Annotated in this window: 19 protein-coding genes; 18 read left to right on the top strand and 1 reads right to left on the bottom strand. The window is 42.7% G+C overall.

Annotated elements, in window-relative coordinates; translation table 11 throughout:
• Positions 1-42: 42 nt before the first annotated feature.
• Positions 43-2568 (bottom strand): penicillin-binding protein PBP1a, encoded by a 2526-nt coding sequence (gene ponA / locus F894_RS13785; RefSeq protein ID WP_034438383.1) that lies wholly within the window; start codon positions 2566-2568, stop codon positions 43-45.
• A 165-nt stretch (positions 2569-2733) separates the two neighbouring features.
• On the opposite strand from ponA, the gene F894_RS13780 reads away from it, so the two are divergent.
• From F894_RS13780 to F894_RS13695, 18 genes are all read left to right on the top strand, one after another.
• Positions 2734-3792 carry a pilus assembly protein PilM gene (locus F894_RS13780; RefSeq protein ID WP_004644949.1) on the top strand — a complete coding sequence of 353 codons (1059 nt, stop codon included), beginning with the start codon at positions 2734-2736 and terminating at the stop codon, positions 3790-3792.
• Positions 3792-4430 (top strand): PilN domain-containing protein, encoded by a 639-nt coding sequence (locus F894_RS13775; protein WP_004281141.1) that lies wholly within the window; start codon positions 3792-3794, stop codon positions 4428-4430. Before F894_RS13780 ends, F894_RS13775 begins: the two co-directional genes overlap by 1 nt.
• Positions 4427-5137 (top strand): type IV pilus inner membrane component PilO, encoded by a 711-nt coding sequence (locus tag F894_RS13770; protein ID WP_005248371.1) that lies wholly within the window; start codon positions 4427-4429, stop codon positions 5135-5137. The genes F894_RS13775 and F894_RS13770 overlap by 4 nt, the downstream gene beginning before the upstream one ends.
• Complete coding sequence (locus F894_RS13765; protein ID WP_005248368.1) at positions 5137-5664, top strand: pilus assembly protein PilP; 528 nt, start codon at positions 5137-5139, stop codon at positions 5662-5664. Before F894_RS13770 ends, F894_RS13765 begins: the two co-directional genes overlap by 1 nt.
• A 17-nt stretch (positions 5665-5681) precedes the next feature.
• Positions 5682-7835 (top strand): type IV pilus secretin PilQ, encoded by a 2154-nt coding sequence (pilQ, locus tag F894_RS13760; RefSeq protein ID WP_005248366.1) that lies wholly within the window; start codon positions 5682-5684, stop codon positions 7833-7835.
• Between the two features lie 36 nt (positions 7836-7871).
• A complete protein-coding gene (aroK, locus tag F894_RS13755) occupies positions 7872-8408 on the top strand; it encodes a shikimate kinase AroK (RefSeq protein ID WP_005101380.1) in 537 nt (178 codons plus the stop codon).
• A 28-nt stretch (positions 8409-8436) separates the two neighbouring features.
• Complete coding sequence (gene aroB / locus F894_RS13750; protein WP_005248364.1) at positions 8437-9516, top strand: 3-dehydroquinate synthase; 1080 nt, start codon at positions 8437-8439, stop codon at positions 9514-9516.
• 10 nt (positions 9517-9526) lie between these two features.
• The gene (locus F894_RS13745) at positions 9527-10405 is read left to right on the top strand and encodes a hypothetical protein (RefSeq protein WP_005248361.1); all 879 of its coding nucleotides are present in this window, start codon (positions 9527-9529) and stop codon (positions 10403-10405) included.
• 449 nt (positions 10406-10854) lie between these two features.
• Positions 10855-15330, top strand: a complete 4476-nt coding sequence (gene gltB, locus F894_RS13740) for a glutamate synthase large subunit (protein ID WP_171065024.1) — start codon at positions 10855-10857, stop codon at positions 15328-15330.
• A gap of 72 nt (positions 15331-15402) precedes the next feature.
• Complete coding sequence (locus F894_RS13735) at positions 15403-16824, top strand: FAD-dependent oxidoreductase (protein ID WP_005248357.1); 1422 nt, start codon at positions 15403-15405, stop codon at positions 16822-16824.
• 181 nt (positions 16825-17005) lie between these two features.
• Positions 17006-17596, top strand: a complete 591-nt coding sequence (locus F894_RS13730) for a LemA family protein (protein ID WP_005108521.1) — start codon at positions 17006-17008, stop codon at positions 17594-17596.
• A 29-nt stretch (positions 17597-17625) separates the two neighbouring features.
• Complete coding sequence (locus F894_RS13725) at positions 17626-18669, top strand: TPM domain-containing protein (protein WP_005248355.1); 1044 nt, start codon at positions 17626-17628, stop codon at positions 18667-18669.
• The gene (locus tag F894_RS13720) at positions 18663-19223 is read left to right on the top strand and encodes a TPM domain-containing protein (RefSeq protein WP_005248353.1); all 561 of its coding nucleotides are present in this window, start codon (positions 18663-18665) and stop codon (positions 19221-19223) included. The genes F894_RS13725 and F894_RS13720 overlap by 7 nt, the downstream gene beginning before the upstream one ends.
• Positions 19224-19433: 210 nt before the next feature.
• Positions 19434-19949: a pilin gene (locus F894_RS13715; protein WP_005248352.1), complete on the top strand. Its 516-nt coding sequence runs from the start codon at positions 19434-19436 to the stop codon at positions 19947-19949.
• Positions 19950-20019: 70 nt separating this feature from the next.
• Positions 20020-21657 (top strand): PglL family O-oligosaccharyltransferase, encoded by a 1638-nt coding sequence (locus F894_RS13710; protein WP_005248349.1) that lies wholly within the window; start codon positions 20020-20022, stop codon positions 21655-21657.
• Positions 21658-21871: 214 nt separating this feature from the next.
• Complete coding sequence (locus tag F894_RS13705; protein WP_004647755.1) at positions 21872-22327, top strand: helix-turn-helix domain-containing protein; 456 nt, start codon at positions 21872-21874, stop codon at positions 22325-22327.
• The gene (locus F894_RS13700; protein ID WP_143115427.1) at positions 22317-22883 is read left to right on the top strand and encodes an IS630 family transposase; all 567 of its coding nucleotides are present in this window, start codon (positions 22317-22319) and stop codon (positions 22881-22883) included. Before F894_RS13705 ends, F894_RS13700 begins: the two co-directional genes overlap by 11 nt.
• A 10-nt stretch (positions 22884-22893) precedes the next feature.
• Positions 22894-23157, top strand: coding sequence for a hypothetical protein (locus F894_RS13695; protein WP_155756646.1), 264 nt, complete (start codon positions 22894-22896; stop codon positions 23155-23157).
• Positions 23158-23209 lie beyond the last annotated feature (52 nt).

Genomic DNA, 23209 nt, shown 5'->3' with positions numbered 1-23209 from the left:
ATAAAAAAGCCCTCAACTGAGGGCTTTTTTATATCAGTCAGATTACTGGAATTCTTCAATCAGATTTTCCAGAGAATCTACCCGGTTCGGCTGAAGAGGCTGTTCTTGAGGTGCAGAACCTTCATCATCTGGTAAACGAATCGGTTGATCTGGCAAATCTTCAAAGTCAGTTTCTGTGCGTTTCGGGACGACCACAGGTGCAGGACGGTAAAGCGCTGTCGCCAGAGGCGGAGAAGATGGATCATCCTGCTGCTCATCAGCCTGAATCGCCTTGTTGCGATTCACCGGTGCCTTGGCATTGCGGTCTAAACGTACCCATGCTTCCGGCTGGCCTTTTAATGCCTTGCCCATAAAATCGGTCCAGATCGGTAGAGCTGCGACACCACCATATTCACGGCGACCTAAGGTTGTCGGCTGGTCAAAACCAACCCAGGTCACGGTGACTAACTTGCCATTGAAGCCAGCAAACCATGCATCTTTGGCATCGTTCGTGGTACCGGTCTTCCCGCCGATATCACTACGACCAATTCTTAATGCCGCACGACCGGTACCATGCTGAATCACGTCACGCAAAATGTTGGCCATGTCATAGGCAGAGCTGGATTTTAAAATACGCTGTGCCTGACGATAATTACTATCTTCGGCAGAGACTTTAGGTGCAACCTGTTTTTGCTCTAAAGTTGTATTGTTGATTGTAATTGCTTCGTCATCTGCGGTAATGGTATCAGTGGTTTGCGTTGCTTCTTCTTTTGCGTTGATACATGAAATGCAGGCATATTCAGGCTTGGCTTCAAAGATGGTATTGCCATAAGCATCTTCAATACGAGTAATAAAGTGCGGCTGGATTCGGTAACCACCATTGGCAAAGGTGGCATAACCAGTCGCCATCTGAATCGGTAGGACCTGCGGGGTGCCTAAGGCAATGGTATAGTTACGTGGAATCTGACTGTCTTGTAAACCAAAATCCATAAATAACTGACGTGTACGTTCAATCCCAACGGCCTGTAATAAGCGCACTGAGACTGTATTTCGTGACAGATAAAGTGCACGACGTAGCGGAATCATGCCCAGATAACGGCCATCCGAGTTACGTGGCGTCCATTTGCCAATGGTAATGGGTGCATCATTGACCATGGTATGTGGCGTCATGCCACGTTCTAAAGCCAGTGCGTAAACAAAAGGCTTAATGGTAGAACCAGGTTGACGCCAGCCTTGGGTTGCACGGTTAAATTTCGACTGATAAAAATTATATCCCCCGACAATGGCTTCAATCGCACCATTATTTGGGTTGATGGCAATCAATTGTCCTTGCACATTGGGGATCTGCACCAATGACCAAGAGGTTTTATTTTCATTGGGTCTTAAACGAACAATATCTTTAACTTTGACAATCTCGGACGCTTTGCTCGGTGCACCACCTACACTGTTGACGTTACGAAAGCGACGCGCCCAGGACATACCTGACCAGGGAACAGTCACGCTGCTTCCATCCTGCATGAGTGCTTCAAAACTGGAATTACCCACCTGAGTTACTTGCGCAGGATAGGTGTTGGCATAGGCACGGAACTTATCGAGGGGTTGATCATGTGCTTCAGCACCACGCCAGCCATGTCGACGATCATAAGCCTCTAGGCCTTCTTGTACCGCTTGCTCCGCATAGGCCTGACGTTCACTATGGATGGTGGTATAGACTTTATAACCAGAATCTACCGCCTGTTCACCAAAGTTTTGTACCAGTTCAGAACGTACCATCTCACCGACATAAGGGAATTTGTTTCGGGTGCTCCGGTCAGGCATATCTAAATTTACCGGTTCAGCAATGGCTTGCTGATACTGGCTCTGATTTAAATAGCCCAGTTGCAGCATACGGCCCAGAATCCAGTTACGACGTTCCAGGGCGCGCTTGGGATTGGCGACCGGATTATATCGAGAAGGTGCTTTAGGCAGGCCAGAGATCATGGCCATTTGTGCAATTGAAAGCTCTTCTAAACTCTTATTATAGTAAATTTTAGCTGCTGCTGCGATGCCGTAAGCATTTTTCCCCAGGAAAATTTTATTGACATACAAGGTCAGAATTTCTTCTTTAGTTAAGTTTTGCTCAATTTTACGGGCCAGAAAAATTTCCGTCAGTTTGCGCTTCAGCGTCCGTTCAGGACTAAGGTAATAGTTTTTTGCCACTTGCATGGTAATGGTCGAACCGCCGGTCTGTACATCCGAGCCAGTCACCGTCTCACTGAGTGCGCGTCCCAAACTCTTAAAGCTGATGCCGCTATGCTCAAAAAAGCTGGAATCTTCCGCTGCGAGGAACGCATGAATAAATTCCTGCGGAATTTGTTCATATTTCACGGGAACTGAAAGCTTGCCACCATATTCGGCAATTAATTCATTATCTGAACTAAATACTTGTAAAGGCTTTAATAAAGGTGCCTTTTTAAGCGTGGACATTTCAGGCAAAGATGGGGCAATATAGAGATACATGCCATAGAAACCCATCGGAATTGAGATCAGTATAATGATAATGATCAAAAAAAATGGATGAACAAGGCCTGAACAAGATAGCTTTTTCATAACAAGTAAGTTTTAATAAGAGCTAATGGCGAACTAATTACCGGTCAGTATATCCTGTCGATATCCATATTGTTAGATGAGTTATTGTATCTATATAAAATTATAGACTGGACCAATTGGTAAGTTAGATTGAATTGGGGACAAAAAAATAATAGGAAGTGTATTGTGCGCAGGTTATATCGTAAACCAAATAAGGGGTTAATAGGAGTCGATATTAGTTCGACTTCTGTTAAGGTTTTAGAACTTTCTGTAAAAAGTGGCCGTTACTGGGTAGAGAGCTATGCTTTGATCCCATTATCGGAAAACAGTGTTGTTGAAAAAAACATTTTAAACCCAGAAGCAGTCGCTGATGCCCTTGGGCGTGCAATTAATTTGGGTAATACCCAGTCGAATCAGGCCGCTTTTGCGATTCCAACTTCAATGGTCATCACCAAAATCATTGAGATGGATGCAGACATGTCAGATGATGAACGTGAAGTTCAGATTCGTGAAGATGCAGAACAATACATTCCTTTCCCACTCGATGAAGCAAGTCTGGATTTTGAAGTTCTGCCAGACCGCCTTTCCAATCCGAACCGGGTCAATGTACTGCTGGTCGCTACCCGAATTGAAAATGTCGAAGCACGTTCTGAAGTTTTAGAGATTAGCAGTCTAACGCCTAAGATTGCAGATGTAGAAAGTTTTGCGCTGGAAAATGCCTTTAAGGTATTTTCGGATACTTTACCGATGGGGGTCAATACGGTTGGTATTTTAGACATTGGTCATAGTATGACGACCTTGTCGGTGATGCAGAACAACAAGATTATTTATACTCGTGAGCAGGTGTTTGGCGGTAAGCAATTAACTCAGGAAATTCAGAATCGTTATGGATTATCCTTTGAAGAAGCTGGACGTGCTAAAAAAACCCGTGCCTTGCCTGATGATTATGATATTGAAGTCCTAGAACCCTTCTTGGATGCCGTGGTACAACAGGCAGCCCGTTCATTACAATTCTTCTTTTCATCTTCTCAGTTTAATGAGATTGACCATATTTTACTGGCCGGCGGGAATGCCAATATTCCAGGTCTGGCAAAATTATTACAACAAAAACTCGGTTACCGTGTCACGATCGCGAATCCATTTTTGCAAATGGGCTTTTCTCCTCAAATTGATATTAAAAAAATTGAAAATGACGCGTCATCACTCATGGTTGCATGCGGTTTGGCATTAAGGAGTTTTGATTAATGGCAAGAATTAACTTACTTCCTTGGCGTGATGAGCTAAGAATTAAAAGAAATAATGAATTCGTGGCAATCTGCGTGGGGGCGCTTTTCTTGGGATTAGCGGCAGCGGGTTCAACCTGGTTTTATTATGATCACAAGCTTCAAGATCAGGAGCAGGCCAATCAGCTGATTCAAAGTACTAACCAGAATCTGGATGTGCAGTTAAAGGCGCTTGAAGGTTTACAAGAACAGCGTAATGCGATTGTTGAACGGATGAAACTGATTCAGGGTCTACAAACTCAGCGTCCGATTGCGGTGCATTTGATTGATGAAATTGTACGGGTGACCCCAAGCAATATGTATATCACCAAATTCCAGCGTATCGGCGACAAGTTTACCATTGAAGGTCGGGCTGAAAGTCCAAATACGGTAGCAGAACTGCTCCGTAATCTGGAAGCTTCATCTTGGTATCGGAATGCCTTTATGAACGCTTTCCTGGTGGCTGAAGAAGCAAAAGAAAAGGCACCGAGCTCGATTATTCCACGTGTGGAAGAATCTTATGGCAGTTTTACTGTAACGGTAGATCTGGATCAGATCGCTCAGCCAGTACTTAACGAAGAACAACAAGCAGTCGCTACAACTACGGGGGCATCATCATGAGTAATGAAGAATTCGATGAGTTCAGCCAGGATGTCGTCGCTGTACCCAAAAATAAAATGACTGTTGAAAAGTTTTTTCAGCAATTCAATACATTGGATCCAAATAACTATGGTAGCTGGCCTTTGTCGGTCAAAATTACCTGTTGGATTTTTATTGCTGCGCTGGCATTTGCGGTGATTTACTTTGTCATGATCAGAAGCACGATTGAGTCAATTTCACAAGCCAGTGCTCAGGAGCAAAACCTGCTGAATGAATTCCGTGAAAAAGAATCCAAATTACGCAATTTACAACAATATCAAATCCAGCTTCAGGAAATGGAAGCCCGTTTTAACCAGCAGTTAGAACAGTTGCCAAAAGAAACTGAAATTCCAGGTCTGGTTGAAGATATTAACCTGAGCGGTGTGAATTCAGGCTTGAAGTTTAAAAATATCCGTCTGGAACCTGAAATTAAACAAGAGTTCTTTATTGAACAGCCGATTGCAATTGAAGCGACTGGGGATTATCACGCTTTTGGCTCTTTTGTCAGCAGTATTGCCGGCTTGTCGCGTATTGTAACGCTGCATGATTTCACCATTACCGGTACTGAAAATAAAGAGAAAAAATCTGAAATTCCAGTCATTGATTATGTGGTGAAAGCCAAAACTTATCGTTATGTCGGTAATGCGGAAAGCGCTGCAGCTAATAGCACTACTCAGGGGGCGCAGTAATGAAGAACATTAAGATTACTTCGGCTTTAACACTTGGGTTTTTATTATTGGGATGCGATTCACGCATTGATGCTGTCAATCAGGAAATGGCCAATATTCGTAATCAGCCGCCTTTGCCGATTGAACCGGCTCCTGATTTTATGCCAGTTGAAACCTTCAGCTATGCAGCACATCAGATTAAAAGTCCTTTTTTACCAAGCTCTCTGGCGGCTGAACTGAAAATTATGGCGGGGAAACGGGTTTATCCAAACCTATCACGTCAACTGCAACCGCTAGAAAGTTATCCGCTCGAAACGTTGACCATGAAAGGCAGTATGCGCAATCAGGCAGGACAGATTCTGGCTTTAATCCAGACGCCTGATGGTGAGGTTGAGCGGATCCAACGTGGTAGCTATATGGGACTTAATCATGGTCGTGTGGTTGGAATTACACCAACACAGATCGATTTGATTGAGATTATTCCAGATGGCCGTGAAGGATATGTGGAACGTCCGCGAAGTCTGGTTCTTATCGGGCCGGCGCCATGAGTTTTAAAGGAATAACAATGAATAAGAGTATTAAAGAATTTATTTTTGGGGATGTTAATACAATGAATCGTGTGTTTCGTCAGTTTTCCATGGGTGCTGTTGCGATTGCAGTGATGCAAGCGGCCAGTGCGCAGGTTTCAATGACCAATGTAGTACCCATGCAGCTTCCTGGACAAGGAACTGAGATTCGGGTGATGTTCAATGGTTTGCCACCACAACCACAAGCCTACCAATTAGAATCACCGTCACGTTTGATTCTGGACTTTGACAAGGCCCAACAGAATTTAAAACAAAGCAAAATTCCGGTCGCAACGCGTGAAGCCAGTTCAGTGGAGGTCACTTCGGATGCACAGCGGGCACGTCTGACGGTTAATCTGACCGAAGCCGGAGCCTTTACGACTCGAGTAGAAGGCAATACTTTTATTCTTAAAATTAATTCGGCAACTCCTGTAGCCATAGCTCAACCTGTGCAGCAACAGTCGGCTCAGGGTATTAGCAATATTGGTTTCCAGCGCGGTGCGCAAGGTGAGGGTCAAGTCGTTATTGATCTAGCAGGTAATAATACCCCGGTTGATGTACAACAGCAGGGTACTAAAGTTATTGTACGGACTTTAGGCTCTAAAATCCCTGCACATTTGACACGTCGACTCAATGTCAATGATTTTGCGACTCCGGTATCGAGTGTTGATGCCGTGAATCAAAATGGTTCAGGAGTCATTACGATTCAGTCTGCGGAAAGTTATGAATATATGGCTTATCAGACTGATAGCAAGCTGACCATCAGTTTGAAACGACCAGAAGCCAAGAGTCCATTGCGTCCTAAAACCGTTGCCTATACGGGTAAGAAGATTTCTTTAGATTTTCAGGACATCGAAGTCCGTCGTGTACTACAGCTCCTGGCTGATTTTACCGATATCAATATGGTGGCTGCAGATAGTGTACAAGGTAACATTACCTTGCGCTTGAAAGAGGTACCGTGGGATCAGGCGCTGGATATTGTGCTAAAAACCAAAAATCTGGATAAACGCCGTAATGGCAATGTGATCTGGATCGCACCAGTTGCAGAGCTGATAAAGGCTGAAGAGGAAGAAGCTAAGGCTATTAAGCAGAGTGTTGCACTTGCCCCTATCCAAACTGAATATATGCAGCTCAGTTATGCCAAAGCCGCTGATATTGAGAAACTGATTACGCAGAATAAAGGCGCATCTAGTTCAGGTAGTTCGAGTAACACTACAAATAATGATGAGAGAGAAAGCTTATTGAGTTCACGTGGCTCTGTGTCTATTGATGCACGAACCAATACTATTATTGTGAATGATACTCAGCTCTTTATTGATAAAATCCGGAATATGGTGGATCTACTTGATGTACAGGTCAAGCAGGTGATGGTCGAAGCACGTATTGTGCGAGCTACCACTGACTTCACCAAAGAGATGGGGGTGAAATGGGGGCTTCTGTCTCAAGGTATAACTGATAATAATCATTTATTGGTAGGTGGTAGTGATACTACATTATGGGATTTAAAAACACCTGATGATGATGGTAAGTATACGATTCAACGACCGGATAATCTTAATGTGGACTTGGGGGTTACTAGTCAGGGTGCAAGCCGTATTGCCTTTGGTTTAATCAGTCTCTCTGATTTTATGCTTGATCTTGAGCTTTCTGCACTTCAGGCAGATGGTTATGGCGAGGTGATTTCTACCCCTAAAGTACTGACAGCGGACAAGCAAAAAGCGACTGTCGCATCTGGTTCACAAATTCCATACCAGTCAGCAGAGGGTGGTGGTGCGAATGCAGTGTCTACCACGGAATTTATTGATGCCACCTTAAGTCTGGATGTTACGCCAAGTATTACGCCAGATGGTAAAGTGCAGATGGAACTCAATATTACCAGTGACTCTCCAGGCAACCCGACACCGACCGGACAACTCACTATTAACAAAAACCAGATCAACACCAATGTTTTGGTGGACAATGGCGAAACCGTGGTTCTAGGCGGTATTTTTGAGCAAGAAACCCGTAATGCACAAACTAAGGTACCTTTCCTGGGGGATATTCCTTATGTAGGACGTTTATTCCGTAAAGATTTAAAGTCGGATAATAAACGTGAGCTACTGATTTTCGTTACACCTCGAATTGTTAATGACAGTGTTTCAAGAAATCATTAATATATTTTGAATTTAACAAAACGAATAGGTGACTCCTTGCCAAGCAAAGAGTTTGAAACCCTGCCAAATATTTATTTGGTAGGGCCGATGGGGGCCGGTAAAACAACAGTAGGACGACATCTCGCAGAATTGTTAGGGCGTGAATTTCTAGACAGTGATCATGAAATTGAACGTAAAACAGGCGCGACCATTCCCTGGATTTTTGAAAAAGAAGGGGAGCAGGGTTTCCGTGACCGTGAAACTGCTGTCATTAATGACCTTACCTCACGTCCCCATCTGGTCTTAGCTACCGGCGGTGGTGCCATTACTCAGACCTTAAATCGGGATTATCTGAAACAGCGCGGAATTGTTGTCTATCTCTATACGCCGGTTGAAATTCAACTACAACGTACCTATCGCGATAAAAACCGTCCCCTCCTTCAAGTCGAAAACCCGGAACAAAAGTTGCGTGATTTACTGGCAGTTCGTGATCCCTTGTATCGGGAAGTGGCACATCATATTATTGAGACCAATCAGGGTGCTGCGCGTGATCTGGCGCAGCGGATTCTCAATCTCATTACTTCCAAAAACTAAGTTCATTGAATAAAGTGGTTAATCAAGCATGCAAACCTTATATGTAGAACTCGGAGAACGCCGTTACCCTATTTTTATCGGGAGCGATCTGGATCCACAAGCCTTATTGGCACCCTATATTCATGGCAAGCAAGTGATGATTGTGAGCAATACTACGGTTGCACCACTTTATTTGCAGCGTTATCAAACGGCGATTGAGGCTTTGGATAAGCGTGTCGCGAACTGTGTTTTGCCTGATGGTGAAAAATATAAAGATAGCCAGTATCTGAATCTGATTTTTGATGCACTGCTTGAAGCCGGGTTTAACCGGGACTGTACTGTGCTTGCGTTGGGTGGTGGTGTGATTGGAGATATGGCCGGGTTTGCTTCGGCCTGTTTCCAGCGCGGTGTCTATTTTATCCAAGTACCGACGACTTTGCTGTCGCAAGTAGATTCAAGTGTCGGTGGTAAAACCGGGATTAATCATCCATTGGGTAAAAATATGATTGGGGCTTTCCAGCAACCGCAAGTGGTACTAGCGGATATGTCGCAGCTTGCTACTTTGCCTGATCGCGAACTTTCAGCAGGCTTGGCTGAAGTGATTAAATATGCCCTACTCGGTGATGAAAAATTTTTAGTCTGGCTTGAAGAGAATATAGATGCTCTGGTCGCTCGTGATGAGAAATTATTGGCTGAAGCCGTTTATCGTTCCTGTGCGCATAAGGCACGGATCGTGGCCAATGATGAGAAGGAGCAAGGGGAACGTGCTTTACTTAATTTAGGTCATACCTTTGGTCATGCGATTGAATCCTACCTGGGTTATGGGGTGTGGTTACATGGCGAGGCTGTTGCCACCGGTATGGTGATGGCTGCGGATCTGTCACAGCGTATGGGTTGGATTTCTCAAGAAGATTTAGAACGTACAAAAAAAATCATTTCTCGTGCCAAACTTCCTGTGGTTTGTCCTAAAATCCCTCTGGATGATTTTCTGGCCTATATGGCCCATGACAAAAAAGTCTTAAATGGACAATTGCGTTTGGTGTTATTAAAGCAATTAGGCGAAGCAGTGATTACCCGGGACTTTGATCTCGAGTTAACGAAACAGGCAATTTTAGCCAATCAGGCATAGGTTTAGTTTTATGGCAGCATTACATACTCCTTGGCAAAAGATTCAGCATTATTTCTGGCTGGTCTGTGGTGTATGCTGCCTATTTGCTGCCTTAGTCTTTTGGGCGGTGACTGATTCAGATGATGTCGTCGAAATTGAAAAAAAGCCCGAAACTGAAGTGCAATTGCAGATTCAACCGGAAAAAGTCGCCACAATGACCCATCTTGGTGCACTTTTTCAGGAAGTGAAACCACTGGATCTAAATACGCGTACCGTCGTGAATGCCAGTCATGAGCCGGAATTTCGCGGTACCAAATTTGTCAATGAAGCGAAAAACCAGCACGCCATTGAATTATTTCGTGTGACCAATGAAGCCATTTTAAAAAGTTTTCTTAAGAAACAGTTCAATCGTAAACCTTTTATTTATTTAAGAATCTCGGGTGAAAATCAGCCAGAACAATATGTATTGTTGTATGGTCAATATAAAACGGCGGCGCAAGCTAATCAGGCTTTATCTACACTGAAGTTAAATTTACCGGCCTCAGTTAAACCCGAAGTCGTGCCAATGCAGCAATATGCCAGTCTGGTCAATAATCTGGGTTCAGAGGAATTGGCCAGTAATCAAAAGCTTTACGAAATTCGTTTGAAAAATGTGCCTTTGCCGAAAGTAGATGAATCGTTGCGACTTAGACAGCAGCAAACCCAAGCTGAGGTCAAGCCGCGTAGCTCTGATGCTGCGACTACCAGTACCACAATTGTGCGTCGTGATTCATCGGGAAATGTGGTCGATGTACAGAAATCTGAAAGTGCTGTAGAAGGCACGCCTCAACCGCAAAATAACAATAATCGACCTGCTCAGGGTAGTAATCCGCGTCCTCAAAATAACGAGATTAGTGATCCATTTAATTAGTTCGGTCTAAAATAGCGCATCGAAAAAATTACGGAATTAAAAATGAGCGCTTTTGGTGCAAGAAATGCATATTAAAATTAACCCTTAGAGTGCTGTTCTGCGCTAAATCTTTGTCATCTGTATTGTTTTAATTTATGCGCTGTTTGTTGGCATGGAATTTGCTTTATTGGTGCATGAATTGAATTAATCTCCCTGTTTTAGCGCGAAAAATGATTCGATGACACCGTATGAATGTCATATTTATTCCAGATTTTTATGTTATTCATGAGCAGAATAAACTTTATTTGTTATGCATTTAGTCTAAAAAAGGACTAGTCTGAAGAAATAAAGAAAAATGCTTTTGCTCTACCAAGACGGTCTTCGAAAGTCCATTAGACGCCAGCGCAGAGAAAAATTTAGATTGTTTAATAGCCTGTTGAGGCTTAGTGAAAGAAGGGTACGCTATGCACATGCCATCGCCTAATAATGTAGCTCCCGCTCAAGGTTTATACCAACCGGATGAGTTTAAAGATAACTGTGGTTTCGGTTTGATCGCCCATATGCAGGGTGATGCTAGCCATGATCTCGTTAAGACCGCGATTCATAGTTTGAGTTGTATGACCCATCGTGGTGGTATTGCCGCGGATGGCAAAACCGGGGATGGTTGTGGCTTGCTCTTGGCGATGCCGAAGAAATTTTTCCGTGAAGAAGCAAAACGCTTAAGTGATACCACTTTAAGTGAAGTGTTTGCTGTGGGGTCGGTGTTTCTAAATCTTGATCCGGCACTTGCTGCACATGCCAAACAGGTTTTAAACAAAGAGATTGAAGCTGAAGGTTTAATCGTTTTGGCTTGGCGCGTGATTCCGACCAATGTCGATGCATTGGGTGAAATTGCATTGCAATCGATGCCGGCATTTGAACAGATTATTGTTAACTGTCCAATGGGTGTGACTGAGGTTGAATTTAACCGTAAATTATTCCTGGCGCGTCGTCGTGCAGAGCAATTGTTGGTAAATGATACGTCTTTCTATGTCACTACTTTATGTTCAACAGTGATCAGCTATAAAGGCTTGATGATGCCAGAAGCGATTGCAGATTTTTATACAGATCTGGCTGATCCACGTTTGGAATCACATATTGTGGTCTTCCATCAGCGCTTCTCGACCAATACCTTACCGCGCTGGCCGTTGGCACAACCGTTCCGTTACCTGGCGCACAATGGTGAAATCAACACTATTACCGCGAACCGTAACTGGGCCATGGCGCGTGTACCGAAATTTGAAAATCCATTATTGCCAGGTTTAACTGAACTAAATCCAATTGTGAACCGTACCGGTTCAGATTCTTCAAGCCTGGATAACATGCTGGAGATTCTGGTTGGCGGTGGCATGGATCTGTTCCGTGCACTCCGTATGCTGGTTCCGCCTGCCTGGCAGAACGTGGAAACACTTGATGCTGATCTTCGTGCTTTCTATGAATTCAACTCAAAACATATGGAAGCTTGGGACGGTCCGGCTGGTCTGGTGATTCAGGATGGTCGTCATGCGATCTGTATGCTGGATCGCAACGGTCTGCGTCCTGCGCGTTGGGTGATTACCAAAAATGGCTATATCACGTTGGCGTCTGAAATTGGCGTATGGGGTTACCAACCTGAAGATGTGATTTCTAAAGGCCGTGTCGGCCCAGGCCAGATGCTGGTCATCGACACGCAGACTGGCAAGGTACTGGATACGCAAGATGTCAATAATCATCTGAAACGTATGCGTCCATACCGTGAATGGTTACGTGAAAATTCTGTGCGTTTGCAAGGCAGTCCAGAGCTGGAAGAATATTTATGTGATCAAGGCTTAAAAGGTGATGGCCTGAAAGCGGCACAAAAAATGTTCATGGTGACCTTTGAAGAGCGTGACCAGTTATTGCGTCCGATTGCTGAAAGCGGTCAGGAAGCTGTAGGTTCAATGGGTGATGATACCCCAATGGCAGTATTGTCTCGTCAGGTGCGCCATGTGTCGGATTATTTCCGCCAGCAGTTTGCACAGGTGACCAACCCGCCGATCGATCCGCTACGTGAATCGATTGTGATGTCACTGGAAACCTGTTTAGGTCGTGAACAAAACGTCTTTGAGCAAGGGCCTGAGCATGCAGACCGCTTGATCATTTCCAGTCCTGTACTTTCTAATTCGAAAATGCATCAGATCCGTACGCTGGGTCGTGCCGGTTATGAAATTGCAGATATTGACTTGAACTATGCTGAAACCGAAGGTCTGGAAGCAGCGATTGCGCGTATTTGTGAAGAATCTGCACAAGCCATTCGTGATGGTAAAACCTTACTGGTGCTTTCAGACAAGAAAATCCGTGAAGGTTACTTGCCTGCCAATGCTTTCATGATTACTGGTGCAGTGCATCATCACCTGATTAATACAGGTTTGCGTACTGATGCCAACCTGATTATTGAAACCGGTTTTGCTCGTGATCCACACCAATTTGCGGTACTCCTTGGCTTTGGTGCAACAGCCATCTACCCATATCTGGCTTATGACGTGATCAATGATCTGGTCGCCAAAGGCGAGTTATTGGGTGACCCAATCTATGCACAAAACAATTTCCGTAAGGGGATTGAGAAAGGCTTATTGAAAGTTCTTTCGAAAATGGGGATTTCTACGGTTGCTTCTTATCGTGGTGGTCAGTTGTTTGAAGCAGTGGGTTTATCTAATGAAGTGGTGGATAAATGCTTCATCGGCGTACCAAGCCGTATTCAGGGTGCAACCTTTATTGATCTTGAAAATGACCAGAAACAGTTGGCGGATATTGCCTGGAAAAACCGTAAGCCAATCGATCAGGGAGGCCTGCTGAAATTTGTCTTTGGCAAGGAATATCATGCCTTTAACCCGGATGTGATCAACTCACTGCATAAAGCAGTACGTTCTGGGAACTACGCAGATTTTAAAGAATATGCAGAATTGGTGAACAACCGTCCGATCGCAACGATCCGTGACTTGTTCAAACTGAAAACAGACAACTCGATTCCAGTCGAACAAGTGGAATCTGTGGAAGAGATCCTGCCTCGCTTTGACTCTGCCGGTATGTCTTTGGGTGCACTGTCACCTGAAGCGCACGAAGCGATTGCGATTGCCATGAATACGATTGGTGGTCGTTCAAACTCGGGTGAGGGCGGTGAAGATCCAGCGCGTTACGGTACTATCCGTAACTCGAAAATCAAACAAATTGCATCGGGCCGTTTTGGTGTGACGCCTGCTTATTTAACATCAGCAGAAGTTCTCCAGATTAAAGTCGCGCAAGGTGCAAAACCAGGTGAAGGTGGTCAGTTGCCGGGTGGTAAAGTGAATGGTCTCATTGCACGTTTACGTTACTCTGTGCCGGGCGTTACCCTGATTTCGCCACCTCCGCATCATGACATCTATTCAATTGAAGATTTATCACAGTTGATCTTTGATTTAAAACAGGTTAACCCACAGGCGATGGTGTCAGTTAAGCTGGTTTCTGAACCGGGTGTCGGTACGATTGCGGCGGGTGTAGCGAAAGCGTATGCCGATTTCATTACCATTTCTGGTTATGATGGCGGTACAGCGGCTTCTCCACTTTCTTCAATTCATCATGCAGGTTCACCGTGGGAACTGGGTCTTTCTGAAGCGCATCAGGCCCTTCGTGTCAATGACCTGCGTGGTAAAGTTCGCGTACAGACAGATGGCGGTTTAAAAACCGGTCTGGATGTCGTAAAAGCAGCAATTCTCGGTGCTGAAAGCTTCGGCTTTGGTTCAACCCCAATGATTGCCTTAGGTTGTAAATACTTGCGTATCTGCCACTTGAATAACTGTGCAACCGGTGTTGCGACTCAACAAGATCATTTACGTCAAGAGCATTATATTGGCGAGCCACAAATGCTGATCAACTTCTTCACCTTTATTGCTGAAGAAACCCGTGAATGGCTGGCAGCACTCGGTGTATCAAGTCTGAAAGACCTGATTGGCCGTACGGATCTGCTGGAAGTCTTGCCAGGTGAAACTGCAAAGCATGCACATCTTGATTTAAGTAAATTACTGGAATCACATCCTGCTGCAGAAGGTAAAGCACAGTACTGCGAAGTACAGGGCAATGCACCATTTGATAAAGGGATTCTGGCTGAAAAAATGGTGGATGAGATTCTACCTGCCATCGAAGCAGGAACTGGCGGTGAATATAGCTTCACGATCGGTAACTGTGACCGTTCGATTGGTGCCCGTCTGTCTGGTGAAATTGCAAAACGCTATGGCAACCTGAGCATGGAAGCCCATCCGGTGAAAGTTCACCTGAATGGTACTGCAGGCCAGTCACTAGGTGTCTGGAATGCCGGTGGTCTGCATATCAGCCTAGAAGGCGATGCCAATGATTATGTTGGTAAAGGCATGGCTGGCGGTCGCATCTCGATCTTCCCGCCAAAAGGTTCACCATTCCAGACGCAAAATACCGCGATTATTGGGAATACTTGTCTGTATGGTGCGACTGGCGGTAAGTTATATGCCGCGGGTACAGCGGGCGAGCGTTTCGCGGTGCGTAACTCGGGTGCATTTGCCGTGATTGAAGGTGCAGGTGATCACTGCTGTGAATATATGACCGGCGGTATTGTGACAGTGCTGGGTAAAGTCGGACATAACTTCGGTGCGGGTATGACTGGTGGTTTTGCTTATGTACTTGATCTGGATAATGACTTCGTTGATCATTATAACCACGAGCTGATTGAGCTGAACCGTATTTCCACCGAAGCGATGGAAGAGCATAAAGCCTTCCTGGGTCGTATTCTGGATGAACATATTAAAGAAACGGGTAGTGCTTGGGCGTACAAGATCCGCCATGAGTTTGACTTCTACAGCCGCAAGTTCTGGTTGGTAAAACCAAAAGCAGCCAACTTGCAAACGCTGTTAAAAACAACTCAAGCTGATCCACAATAATTCCACTACTGCAGAAACATAGGGAGATGTAAGGCAACTGTGAACCCCTTACATCTCCCCACGGAGAGAGACATGGCAGAACGCCTGAATAATGACTTTCAATTCCTGGATGTCGCACGCCAAGATCCAGAGAAAAAAGAGATTGATGTCCGCAAAGCAGAATTTGTGGAAATTTATAAGCCTTATACAGCGGAAATTGCAGCCAATCAGACGCATCGCTGCCTAGGCTGTGGTAACCCGTACTGTGAGTGGAAATGTCCGGTACATAACTACATTCCAAACTGGTTAAAACTGGTGTCTGAAGGCCGTTTGTTCCAGGCGGCTGAACTGTGTCATCAGACCAATACTTTGCCGGAAGTTTGTGGTCGTGTCTGTCCGCAGGACCGTCTGTGTGAAGGGGCGTGTACCCTGAACGACGGTTTCGGTGCGGTGACTATTGGTAATGCTGAAAAATATATCAATGATACCGCCTTTGCTTTGGGCTGGCGTCCAGATATGTCCAATGTGCAATGGACCAATAAAAAAGTCGCGATTATCGGGGCAGGTCCTGCAGGACTTGGCTGTGCGGATATTTTGGTGCGTAACGGGGTAAAACCTGTGGTCTTTGATAAACGTCCAGAAATTGGGGGGTTGCTGACTTTCGGTATTCCAGAATTCAAGATGGAAAAAGATGTGATGAAACGCCGCCGTGAAATTTTCACCGGTATGGGGGTGGAATTCCGTCTGAATACTGAGATTGGTACAGATGTGACCATCGACCAGTTACTTGCAGATTATGATGCGGTATTCATGGGCATGGGCACCTATACTTATATGAAAGGTGGTTTTGCCGGTGAAGATCTGGATGGTGTGTATGATGCACTGGATTTCCTGATTGCGAATGTCAATCGTTGTCAGGGCTGGGAAAAAGATCCGGCTGAATACATCAGTGTTGAAGGCAAAAAAGTCATCGTTTTAGGCGGTGGTGATACGGCGATGGACTGTAATCGTACTTCGATCCGTCAGGGTGCTGAGTCTGTTGTATGTGCTTACCGTCGTGATGAAGAAAATATGCCGGGTTCACGTCGTGAAGTAAAAAATGCGCGTGAAGAAGGGGTGGAATTCCAGTTTAACCGTCAGCCGATCGAAGTTGTTGGTGAAAATGGTAAAGTAACCGGTGTAAAATTTATTACTACTCAGCTGGGTGAGCCGGACAGTCGTGGTCGCCGTAGTCCAGAGCCGATTCCGGGTTCAGAAGAAATTCTTCCAGCGGATGCAGTCCTGCTTGCTTTCGGTTTCCGTACCAGCCCAGCAGACTGGTTCACCGATGTGGAAATCAATCTGGATGGTTCAGGTCGTGTGCTTGCTGCTGAACAGCAGCAATACAAATTCCAGACCTCAAATCCGAAAATCTTCGCTGGTGGTGATATGGTTCGTGGTTCTGATCTGGTGGTAACCGCAATCTGGGAAGGTCGTCAGGCAGCTGAAGGTATCCTGGATTATCTGGATGTTTAACAGTTGAAAATTCACTGAAGCCATTCAAACAACCCGCTACGGCGGGTTTTTTAATTTTAATTGTCTGTAATTCAAATATGGATAATTAAAAAGATTATAAAAAGTAACAAAACTTTAGAAAATACTGTTTAAAATCAAATTAATTATATAAATATTAATAAAGAATTGAGGACAAGATATCATGCGTGTATTCAAACAATCTCTTATCGCCTTAATGCTAGCCAGTACCTTGACCCTGAGTGGTTGCGGCTATAACACCTTACAAGTCAAAGATGAAGCCGTAACGGCAGCCTGGTCGGAAGTCCAGAACCAGTATCAGCGCCGTGCCGATTTGGTGCCTAATCTGGTCAATGTGGTCAAAGGCTATGCCTCGCATGAAGAGCAGGTCTTAACAGAAGTGACCCAAGCACGTGCCAATGTTGCCGGCCTGAAAGTAGATCGTGAAGTACTAGAAGATCCTGAACTATTCCAACGCTATCAGGAAGCACAGGCTCAGATGACCAGTGCCTTGTCTCGTCTTTTAGCCGTCACTGAGAATTATCCAGATTTGAAAGCGAACCAGCAGTTCCGTGATTTACAGGTGCAGCTAGAAGGAACTGAAAACCGGATTGCAGTGGCACGTAACCGTTATATTACGACAGTACAGGACTTCAACTCTTATGCGCGCCAGTTCCCGCAAGTCATGACCGCCAAAGTGATTGGTATGGACACCAAACCGAACTTTAGCGCCGAGCAAAGTGCACAGAAAGCACCAACGGTTTCCTTTGAATAAGTAATATCTGTAGATAAGTGAGAGATCAGATGCCTGAAATACTGCTGAAATACTGTGCTAGTTTGATTCTTATGTTGGGCATGGGAATGACAACACTTGTTTCAGCAGAAACGGCGACGGCTACAGATACTGAAGAAGTCATCGTAGCCCGTGAAATCTTGCAGCCTAAAAATAATAATCAAAATACTCAAACTCAAAATACAGAAACTGCAGCATCACAACCACAAATTGCCAATGACATGGCGGAAGGGCAGCTTCAGCGCGACTTGCCCAGCCTGAATGAACCGGTCATTGATCAGGCAAATTTACTCAGTCCCGCTGAAAAACAGCAACTCACTCAGCGCATTCTAAAACTTTATAATGAAGGCAAAGGGCAAATAGGTGTAGTCATTGTTCCGACCACGGGGCAAGAAGATATTTTTGATTATTCCATGCGTGTTGCTGAAGCCTGGCAATTGGGTTCGGCTAAACGTGATAATGGCTTATTGATGACCATTGCGATGAATGAACGCCGTATTCAGATCCTGACTGGCTATGGTTTGGAAGGCGTTATTCCAGATATTGTCGCAGGGCGAATTATCAATGACAAAATTACACCATTTTTTAAACAGGGCCAGTATGCTCAAGGGATTGCTGCAGGTCTGACTGAAATAGAAGGGATTTTAAATCTGGATCCTGAAATTGCAGAACAGGCGGCAGAGGAGCTGAAAGAGCGTCAGGAACAGGCTTATCAGGCACAAAAAGCCAGCAAGGCGACGTTCAGTAGTGTGCTGTTTATTATTGTCGCAGGTGTCATAGGTTCCATGATTTTCGGCAGAAAACTGAGCGCTGCGACTGCCGCAGTTGCAGGAACGGCTGCCGGTCTAGTAAATGGCATGGGTTTGCTTGCAAGTTTGATGATTGGTGCAGGTATTTTCTTTTTATTGATTACCTCTATAGCCCAGCTGATTTTACATGCCTTCTTGGCCGGTGGCGGCCGAGGCGGCGGTAGTGGCCGTGGTGGTTTTGGTGGCGGCGGCTTCGGCGGGGGCGGGGGAGGTTTTGGCGGGGGAGGAGCATCAGGCTCATGGTAACAACTACAGATACAACAGATATAGTCACGCAGCCCAAACTGGAAGAACATACACAGCCAAGCTTTAAACGCTGGCTCAAGCATTTCTTTTATATGCCGGCAACCAAGCGCTTTTTTTCCAAGCAGGATCAGCATGCGATTGCAGTTGCGGTCGAAGAAGCTGAGCATGAGCATGTAGGGGAAATTCAGGTGGTGATCGAAGGCTGTCTACCTTCACGATCCGCCTATTATCAAGATACTTTATGTCGGGCCCGACAGTTATTTGCTGAAATTGGCGTTTGGGATACCGAATATAATAGTGGAGTACTGCTGTATTTGAACCTCTGCGAGCACAAGGTTGAAATTGTGATTGATCGTGGAATTAAAAATGCAACGACCCAGCAAGTCTGGGATGAAATCTGCCAAAATATTATTCAGCATTTAGTCCGGCAGAAGTTTAAAGAAGGGGTAATTGAGGGCGTAAAGCAGATAGGACAGGTTCTGGATCAGTACTATGATCGTAAAATAGATGATTTAGAAAATGAATTAGGGAATAAACCGATTATTCTGGGGTGATTTTAGTCAACTAACTGACAAAATTTGTCAGTTAGTTACACAAAAGAAAACACAAAAATTACAAAAATAAAAATATTTTTTTAAACTACTGTTTTTTTTATTAAAAATATTATAATAAAAATTGGCACACTTAGTGCTAAATATAAAATTAAGCTAAATGAGCTTTTCTTTAGGCTTATAAATAAACAAAAAACATTTGTGGAGAATGTTATGAATACAGTACAAAAGGGTTTTACCCTTATTGAATTAATGATTGTTGTAGCAATTATCGGTATTTTGGCTGCTGTTGCACTTCCTGCTTATCAAGACTATACAGCACGTGCAAAAGTGTCTGAAGTAGTATTGGCTGCATCAACTTGTCGTACTGCAGTTTCTGAAGCATCACAAACAGGTTTTTCGACTGCTCGTACGGATGCAGACCAGTTTGGTTGTGGGGAAGGTGGTAGTGATACTAGCCCGCTTTCACAATATGTAGAAAAAATTTCAACTACTGCAGCTGGTGTAATTAGTGTAACAGCACGTAATATTAGCCAATTAGGAAATGATAACATTGTAGAATTCCGTCCATTCTCTGATCCTAATGCTACAGTAGCAATGATTGCGTCTGACTTTTCTCGTGGTACAGGTGGTACACTTAAACCAGTTAAAGCTTGGACTTGCGTAGGTAAAAGTGGTTCTGTAACTAATGGTATTGAAGATAAATATTTACCAGCATCTTGCCGTTAATATTTAGAACTTAAAAAATAGGAGGCTTGCCTCCTATTTTTTATATTTAAAATAAATTAGTTGAAATCTTATGTTGATAATCAATATTATAATATTTTCCCTATTAATTTTAGCTTGGTTATTACCGAATCATTATTTGCCTTGGTTATCTGCTTATCAAGAGCTTTGTATGTTTCTTGTAGCATTACTTTTTATTTTTCTACTTATTTTAAAAAATAAAATTTACGTACCAAAAATTGCATATGGCATCCTTTTAATTTTCCTAATCCCTATAATTCAGTTTTTTTTAGGAATTATTCATAATTTAGGTGATGCTTTGCTAACCTCAATGTATATAGGATTCTTCTTAATTGCATTGATTGGGGGTTATAGTATATCTAAATTAAAACATGAAAATAGAACAAAAATATTAATTTTTTTTCTTATATCATTTTTATTTTCATCTATAGTTTCTGTAGGCTTACAACTCAATCAATGGTTACTTTTAGATGGAAACATCTGGATCGTTGATTTGGCACCAAATGCAAGACCATTTGCAAATGTGGCTCAACCTAATTTATTAAGTACATTGCTTATAATTGGACTATTTTCAGTATTTTATTTCTATGAAAATAATAAAATAAATAAGTTTTCTGCCAGCTTGGCTGCAATATTTGTTCTTTTTGGTCTAGCGTTAAATTTTTCTAGAACAGCATGGGTTTTCTGCATTGTTTTCATTGTTTTCTATTTATTTAAAAAACGTACTATAAAAGATGAATTCTATTTAAAAACTTTAAGTATTTTTATTTGGAGTGGAGTCTTTTTTATTTATTTATTACTCATTCCTTATTTGTCGGAAAAATTAGGTTTGCTCTATGAGGTTGACTTAAATAGACGTGTAACTAGCGGTATGGAGCGTCTAAATATGTGGTCTCAATTATTAGATATTATTCAGCAGCAGCCTTTCTTGGGGTATGGTTGGAATCAATTAAATATTGCTCAAATGAGTGTTGAAAATATAAATTTAAATCATCCTATTTTTGGATATAGTCACAATTTTGTTTTAGATTTACTCATCTGGAATGGGGTATTAATTGGTGTAATTTTGGTGGGTATAATGGGGTATTTTTATATAAATTTATCTATAAAAATAGATCAAAAAAATGATTTAATATTATTGGCAATTATTGGGATAATCGTATTGCATAGTATGTTGGAATATCCATTTGCTTATTCCTATTTTTTAATTCCTTTAGCTTTTTTAACAGGGTTAGTTTATGGTAATTATTATTGCAATCATATCACTCTAAAAAAATCAAAAATTTTATCTAGTATTCTAAATATAGCTTTGACTGGTGTACTCTTTCTAACAGCTTATGAATATTTAAAAATTGATCCAGAGTATCAAGCGATGCGATATGAAAATGTTCAGCTAAAAGATAGAGAGCCTGGACAGGAAGAGCAACAATATTTGATGCTAACCAGCATCAATGATTATATTTGGTTCGTTCGATACCCTTTACAATCCGGTATGTCAGATTTTGAACTACAAAGAGCAAAGCAGGTCGCTTTTAAGAAGCCAGGAAAAGCAGTACTAATTCATTATGCTAAACTTTTGATCTTAAACAACAGAGTTGATGAGGCACAGTTTGTAATCAATAAATATAATGCATTTTATCATTCTAAATTAAAAATAAGTGATCTTAAATTTGATATAACTCACAATTAATACAAAGCAATGAAATTTTTTTGCACTTTATTTTTAAAGTTATTGATTTTATGATTTATTTTTATTGGTACTATTCTAGCTTATCTTTCTTATAAGTTTAACAAGGTAGGTAAAGTTATGGAGAATAGGTTTACATTAATTGAATTAATGATTGTAAGTTGACAAAAATAACTAATGATGCGAAAAGGTTTTTTTAGTTAACAGATGTTCACACATGCCTAGAATTGTTTCTGTACCACTTAGTTTAGAACAGCGAGAACGACTCATTTTTCTGGTCAAGCATGCAAAACATTGGCGTGAAAGGCAACGTGCCCAAACTATTCTCTGGCTTTCCGAAGGTAAAAGTGTTGCGGAAGTTGCCACTCTACAAGAACGTATCCCAGAAACCATAAGGCTACAACGCCGACGTTGGGAATTGTATGAGTTTGAATCGATTAAAGAAGGCCATCGCTCAGGTCGACCCAATACATTGATCTCAGACTATCAGGCGAAAATCCTAGATTGGGTCAATACAAGTCCACTCAATGCAGAACAAATCCGAGTCAAACTACATGAAGAATACGAAGTGTCCGTGTCTGTTGAAACCATTCGTAAGTTTTTACGTGATTCAGGTATGGTCTTCAAGCGTACCCGTCATAGCTTGAAAAAAAAGAGATCCGATTGCATTTGAACAAGCAACACAGCAGATTGAAGAATTACGAGAGCAAGCGGCACGTGGTGAAATTATATTAGGTTATGTTGATGAAACAGGATTTTCATCTACACCTGATAACCGCTATGCGTGGACAAAGATAGGTGATGTTCATGCGGTTGATGCAATAAGATTAAAACGAGTTAATGTCATGGGGTGTTTGCTTTCAACGGGGAAACTGGTGACAAGCTGTTTACAAGAGTCAGTGAAAAGCACTTGGTTTTATGCCTATTTAACTGGAATAGCTCAACAAGTAAAACAGATGTATAACCTTCCATTGGTTCTTATTGTTGATAATGCCTCGATTCATAGAAGTAAAAAGATGGCTGATTACAGAGAGCTACTTAAAACTAACTTTTCGACGAATCTGTATTTTATTCCAGCTTATAGCCCTGAGTTAAATCGAATCGAGATAGTATGGAAGCAGATGAAATATTATTGGCGAGATTTTCAAGTCATGACAGCTGACAAAATAGAGCAATGGGTGGAGAAAGTATCAAACCAATTCGGAAAAGAATACATGTTTACTTTTTAATGACAACTTAGTGATTAGTTTAGGTATTTTATCCTCTATTGCATTTCCTACTTACCAAACTTATATCATATGTTCTAAAATAATTGAGCTATTAATGGGTGCAACTATCTTTAAAATAGCAGTCACAGAAGCCTCACAATTAGGTCTTGCTCATTTGCCAACAACATGTAAAGAATTCAGTTGTGATACTTTAGCAGGTGGTAAATCTCATTTAGTTGCAATTCTCTCTACTGTTATGAACGGTGAAATTTTGATAGAAGAACAAACCATATAGGAATTTAGGTCGGCAAGTTTATACTGAGCTAATTCTTATAGTGATGCAATGA

The organism is Acinetobacter sp. CIP 51.11, from assembly GCF_000369665.1.
Classification (GTDB): Bacteria; Pseudomonadota; Gammaproteobacteria; order Pseudomonadales; family Moraxellaceae; genus Acinetobacter; species Acinetobacter lwoffii_S.
This window is presented reverse-complemented; position numbering and strand designations above follow the sequence as displayed.

Excerpts from the sequence above, each read along its gene's own strand:
- F894_RS13705 (WP_004647755.1), top strand. The coding sequence starts at position 21,872 with ATGCCTAGAATTGTTTCTGTACCACTTAGTTTAGAACAGCGAGAACGA.
- F894_RS13730 (WP_005108521.1), top strand. The coding sequence starts at position 17,006 with ATGCGTGTATTCAAACAATCTCTTATCGCCTTAATGCTAGCCAGTACC.
- F894_RS13710 (WP_005248349.1), top strand. The coding sequence starts at position 20,020 with ATGTTGATAATCAATATTATAATATTTTCCCTATTAATTTTAGCTTGG.
- ponA (WP_034438383.1), bottom strand. The coding sequence starts at position 2,568 with ATGAAAAAGCTATCTTGTTCAGGCCTTGTTCATCCATTTTTTTTGATC.
- F894_RS13720 (WP_005248353.1), top strand. The coding sequence starts at position 18,663 with ATGGTAACAACTACAGATACAACAGATATAGTCACGCAGCCCAAACTG.
- F894_RS13745 (WP_005248361.1), top strand. The coding sequence starts at position 9,527 with ATGGCAGCATTACATACTCCTTGGCAAAAGATTCAGCATTATTTCTGG.
- F894_RS13765 (WP_005248368.1), top strand. The coding sequence starts at position 5,137 with ATGAAGAACATTAAGATTACTTCGGCTTTAACACTTGGGTTTTTATTA.
- pilQ (WP_005248366.1), top strand. The coding sequence starts at position 5,682 with ATGAATAAGAGTATTAAAGAATTTATTTTTGGGGATGTTAATACAATG.
- aroB (WP_005248364.1), top strand. The coding sequence starts at position 8,437 with ATGCAAACCTTATATGTAGAACTCGGAGAACGCCGTTACCCTATTTTT.
- F894_RS13770 (WP_005248371.1), top strand. The coding sequence starts at position 4,427 with ATGAGTAATGAAGAATTCGATGAGTTCAGCCAGGATGTCGTCGCTGTA.
- gltB (WP_171065024.1), top strand. The coding sequence starts at position 10,855 with ATGCCATCGCCTAATAATGTAGCTCCCGCTCAAGGTTTATACCAACCG.
- F894_RS13775 (WP_004281141.1), top strand. The coding sequence starts at position 3,792 with ATGGCAAGAATTAACTTACTTCCTTGGCGTGATGAGCTAAGAATTAAA.
- F894_RS13725 (WP_005248355.1), top strand. The coding sequence starts at position 17,626 with ATGCCTGAAATACTGCTGAAATACTGTGCTAGTTTGATTCTTATGTTG.
- F894_RS13735 (WP_005248357.1), top strand. The coding sequence starts at position 15,403 with ATGGCAGAACGCCTGAATAATGACTTTCAATTCCTGGATGTCGCACGC.
- F894_RS13715 (WP_005248352.1), top strand. The coding sequence starts at position 19,434 with ATGAATACAGTACAAAAGGGTTTTACCCTTATTGAATTAATGATTGTT.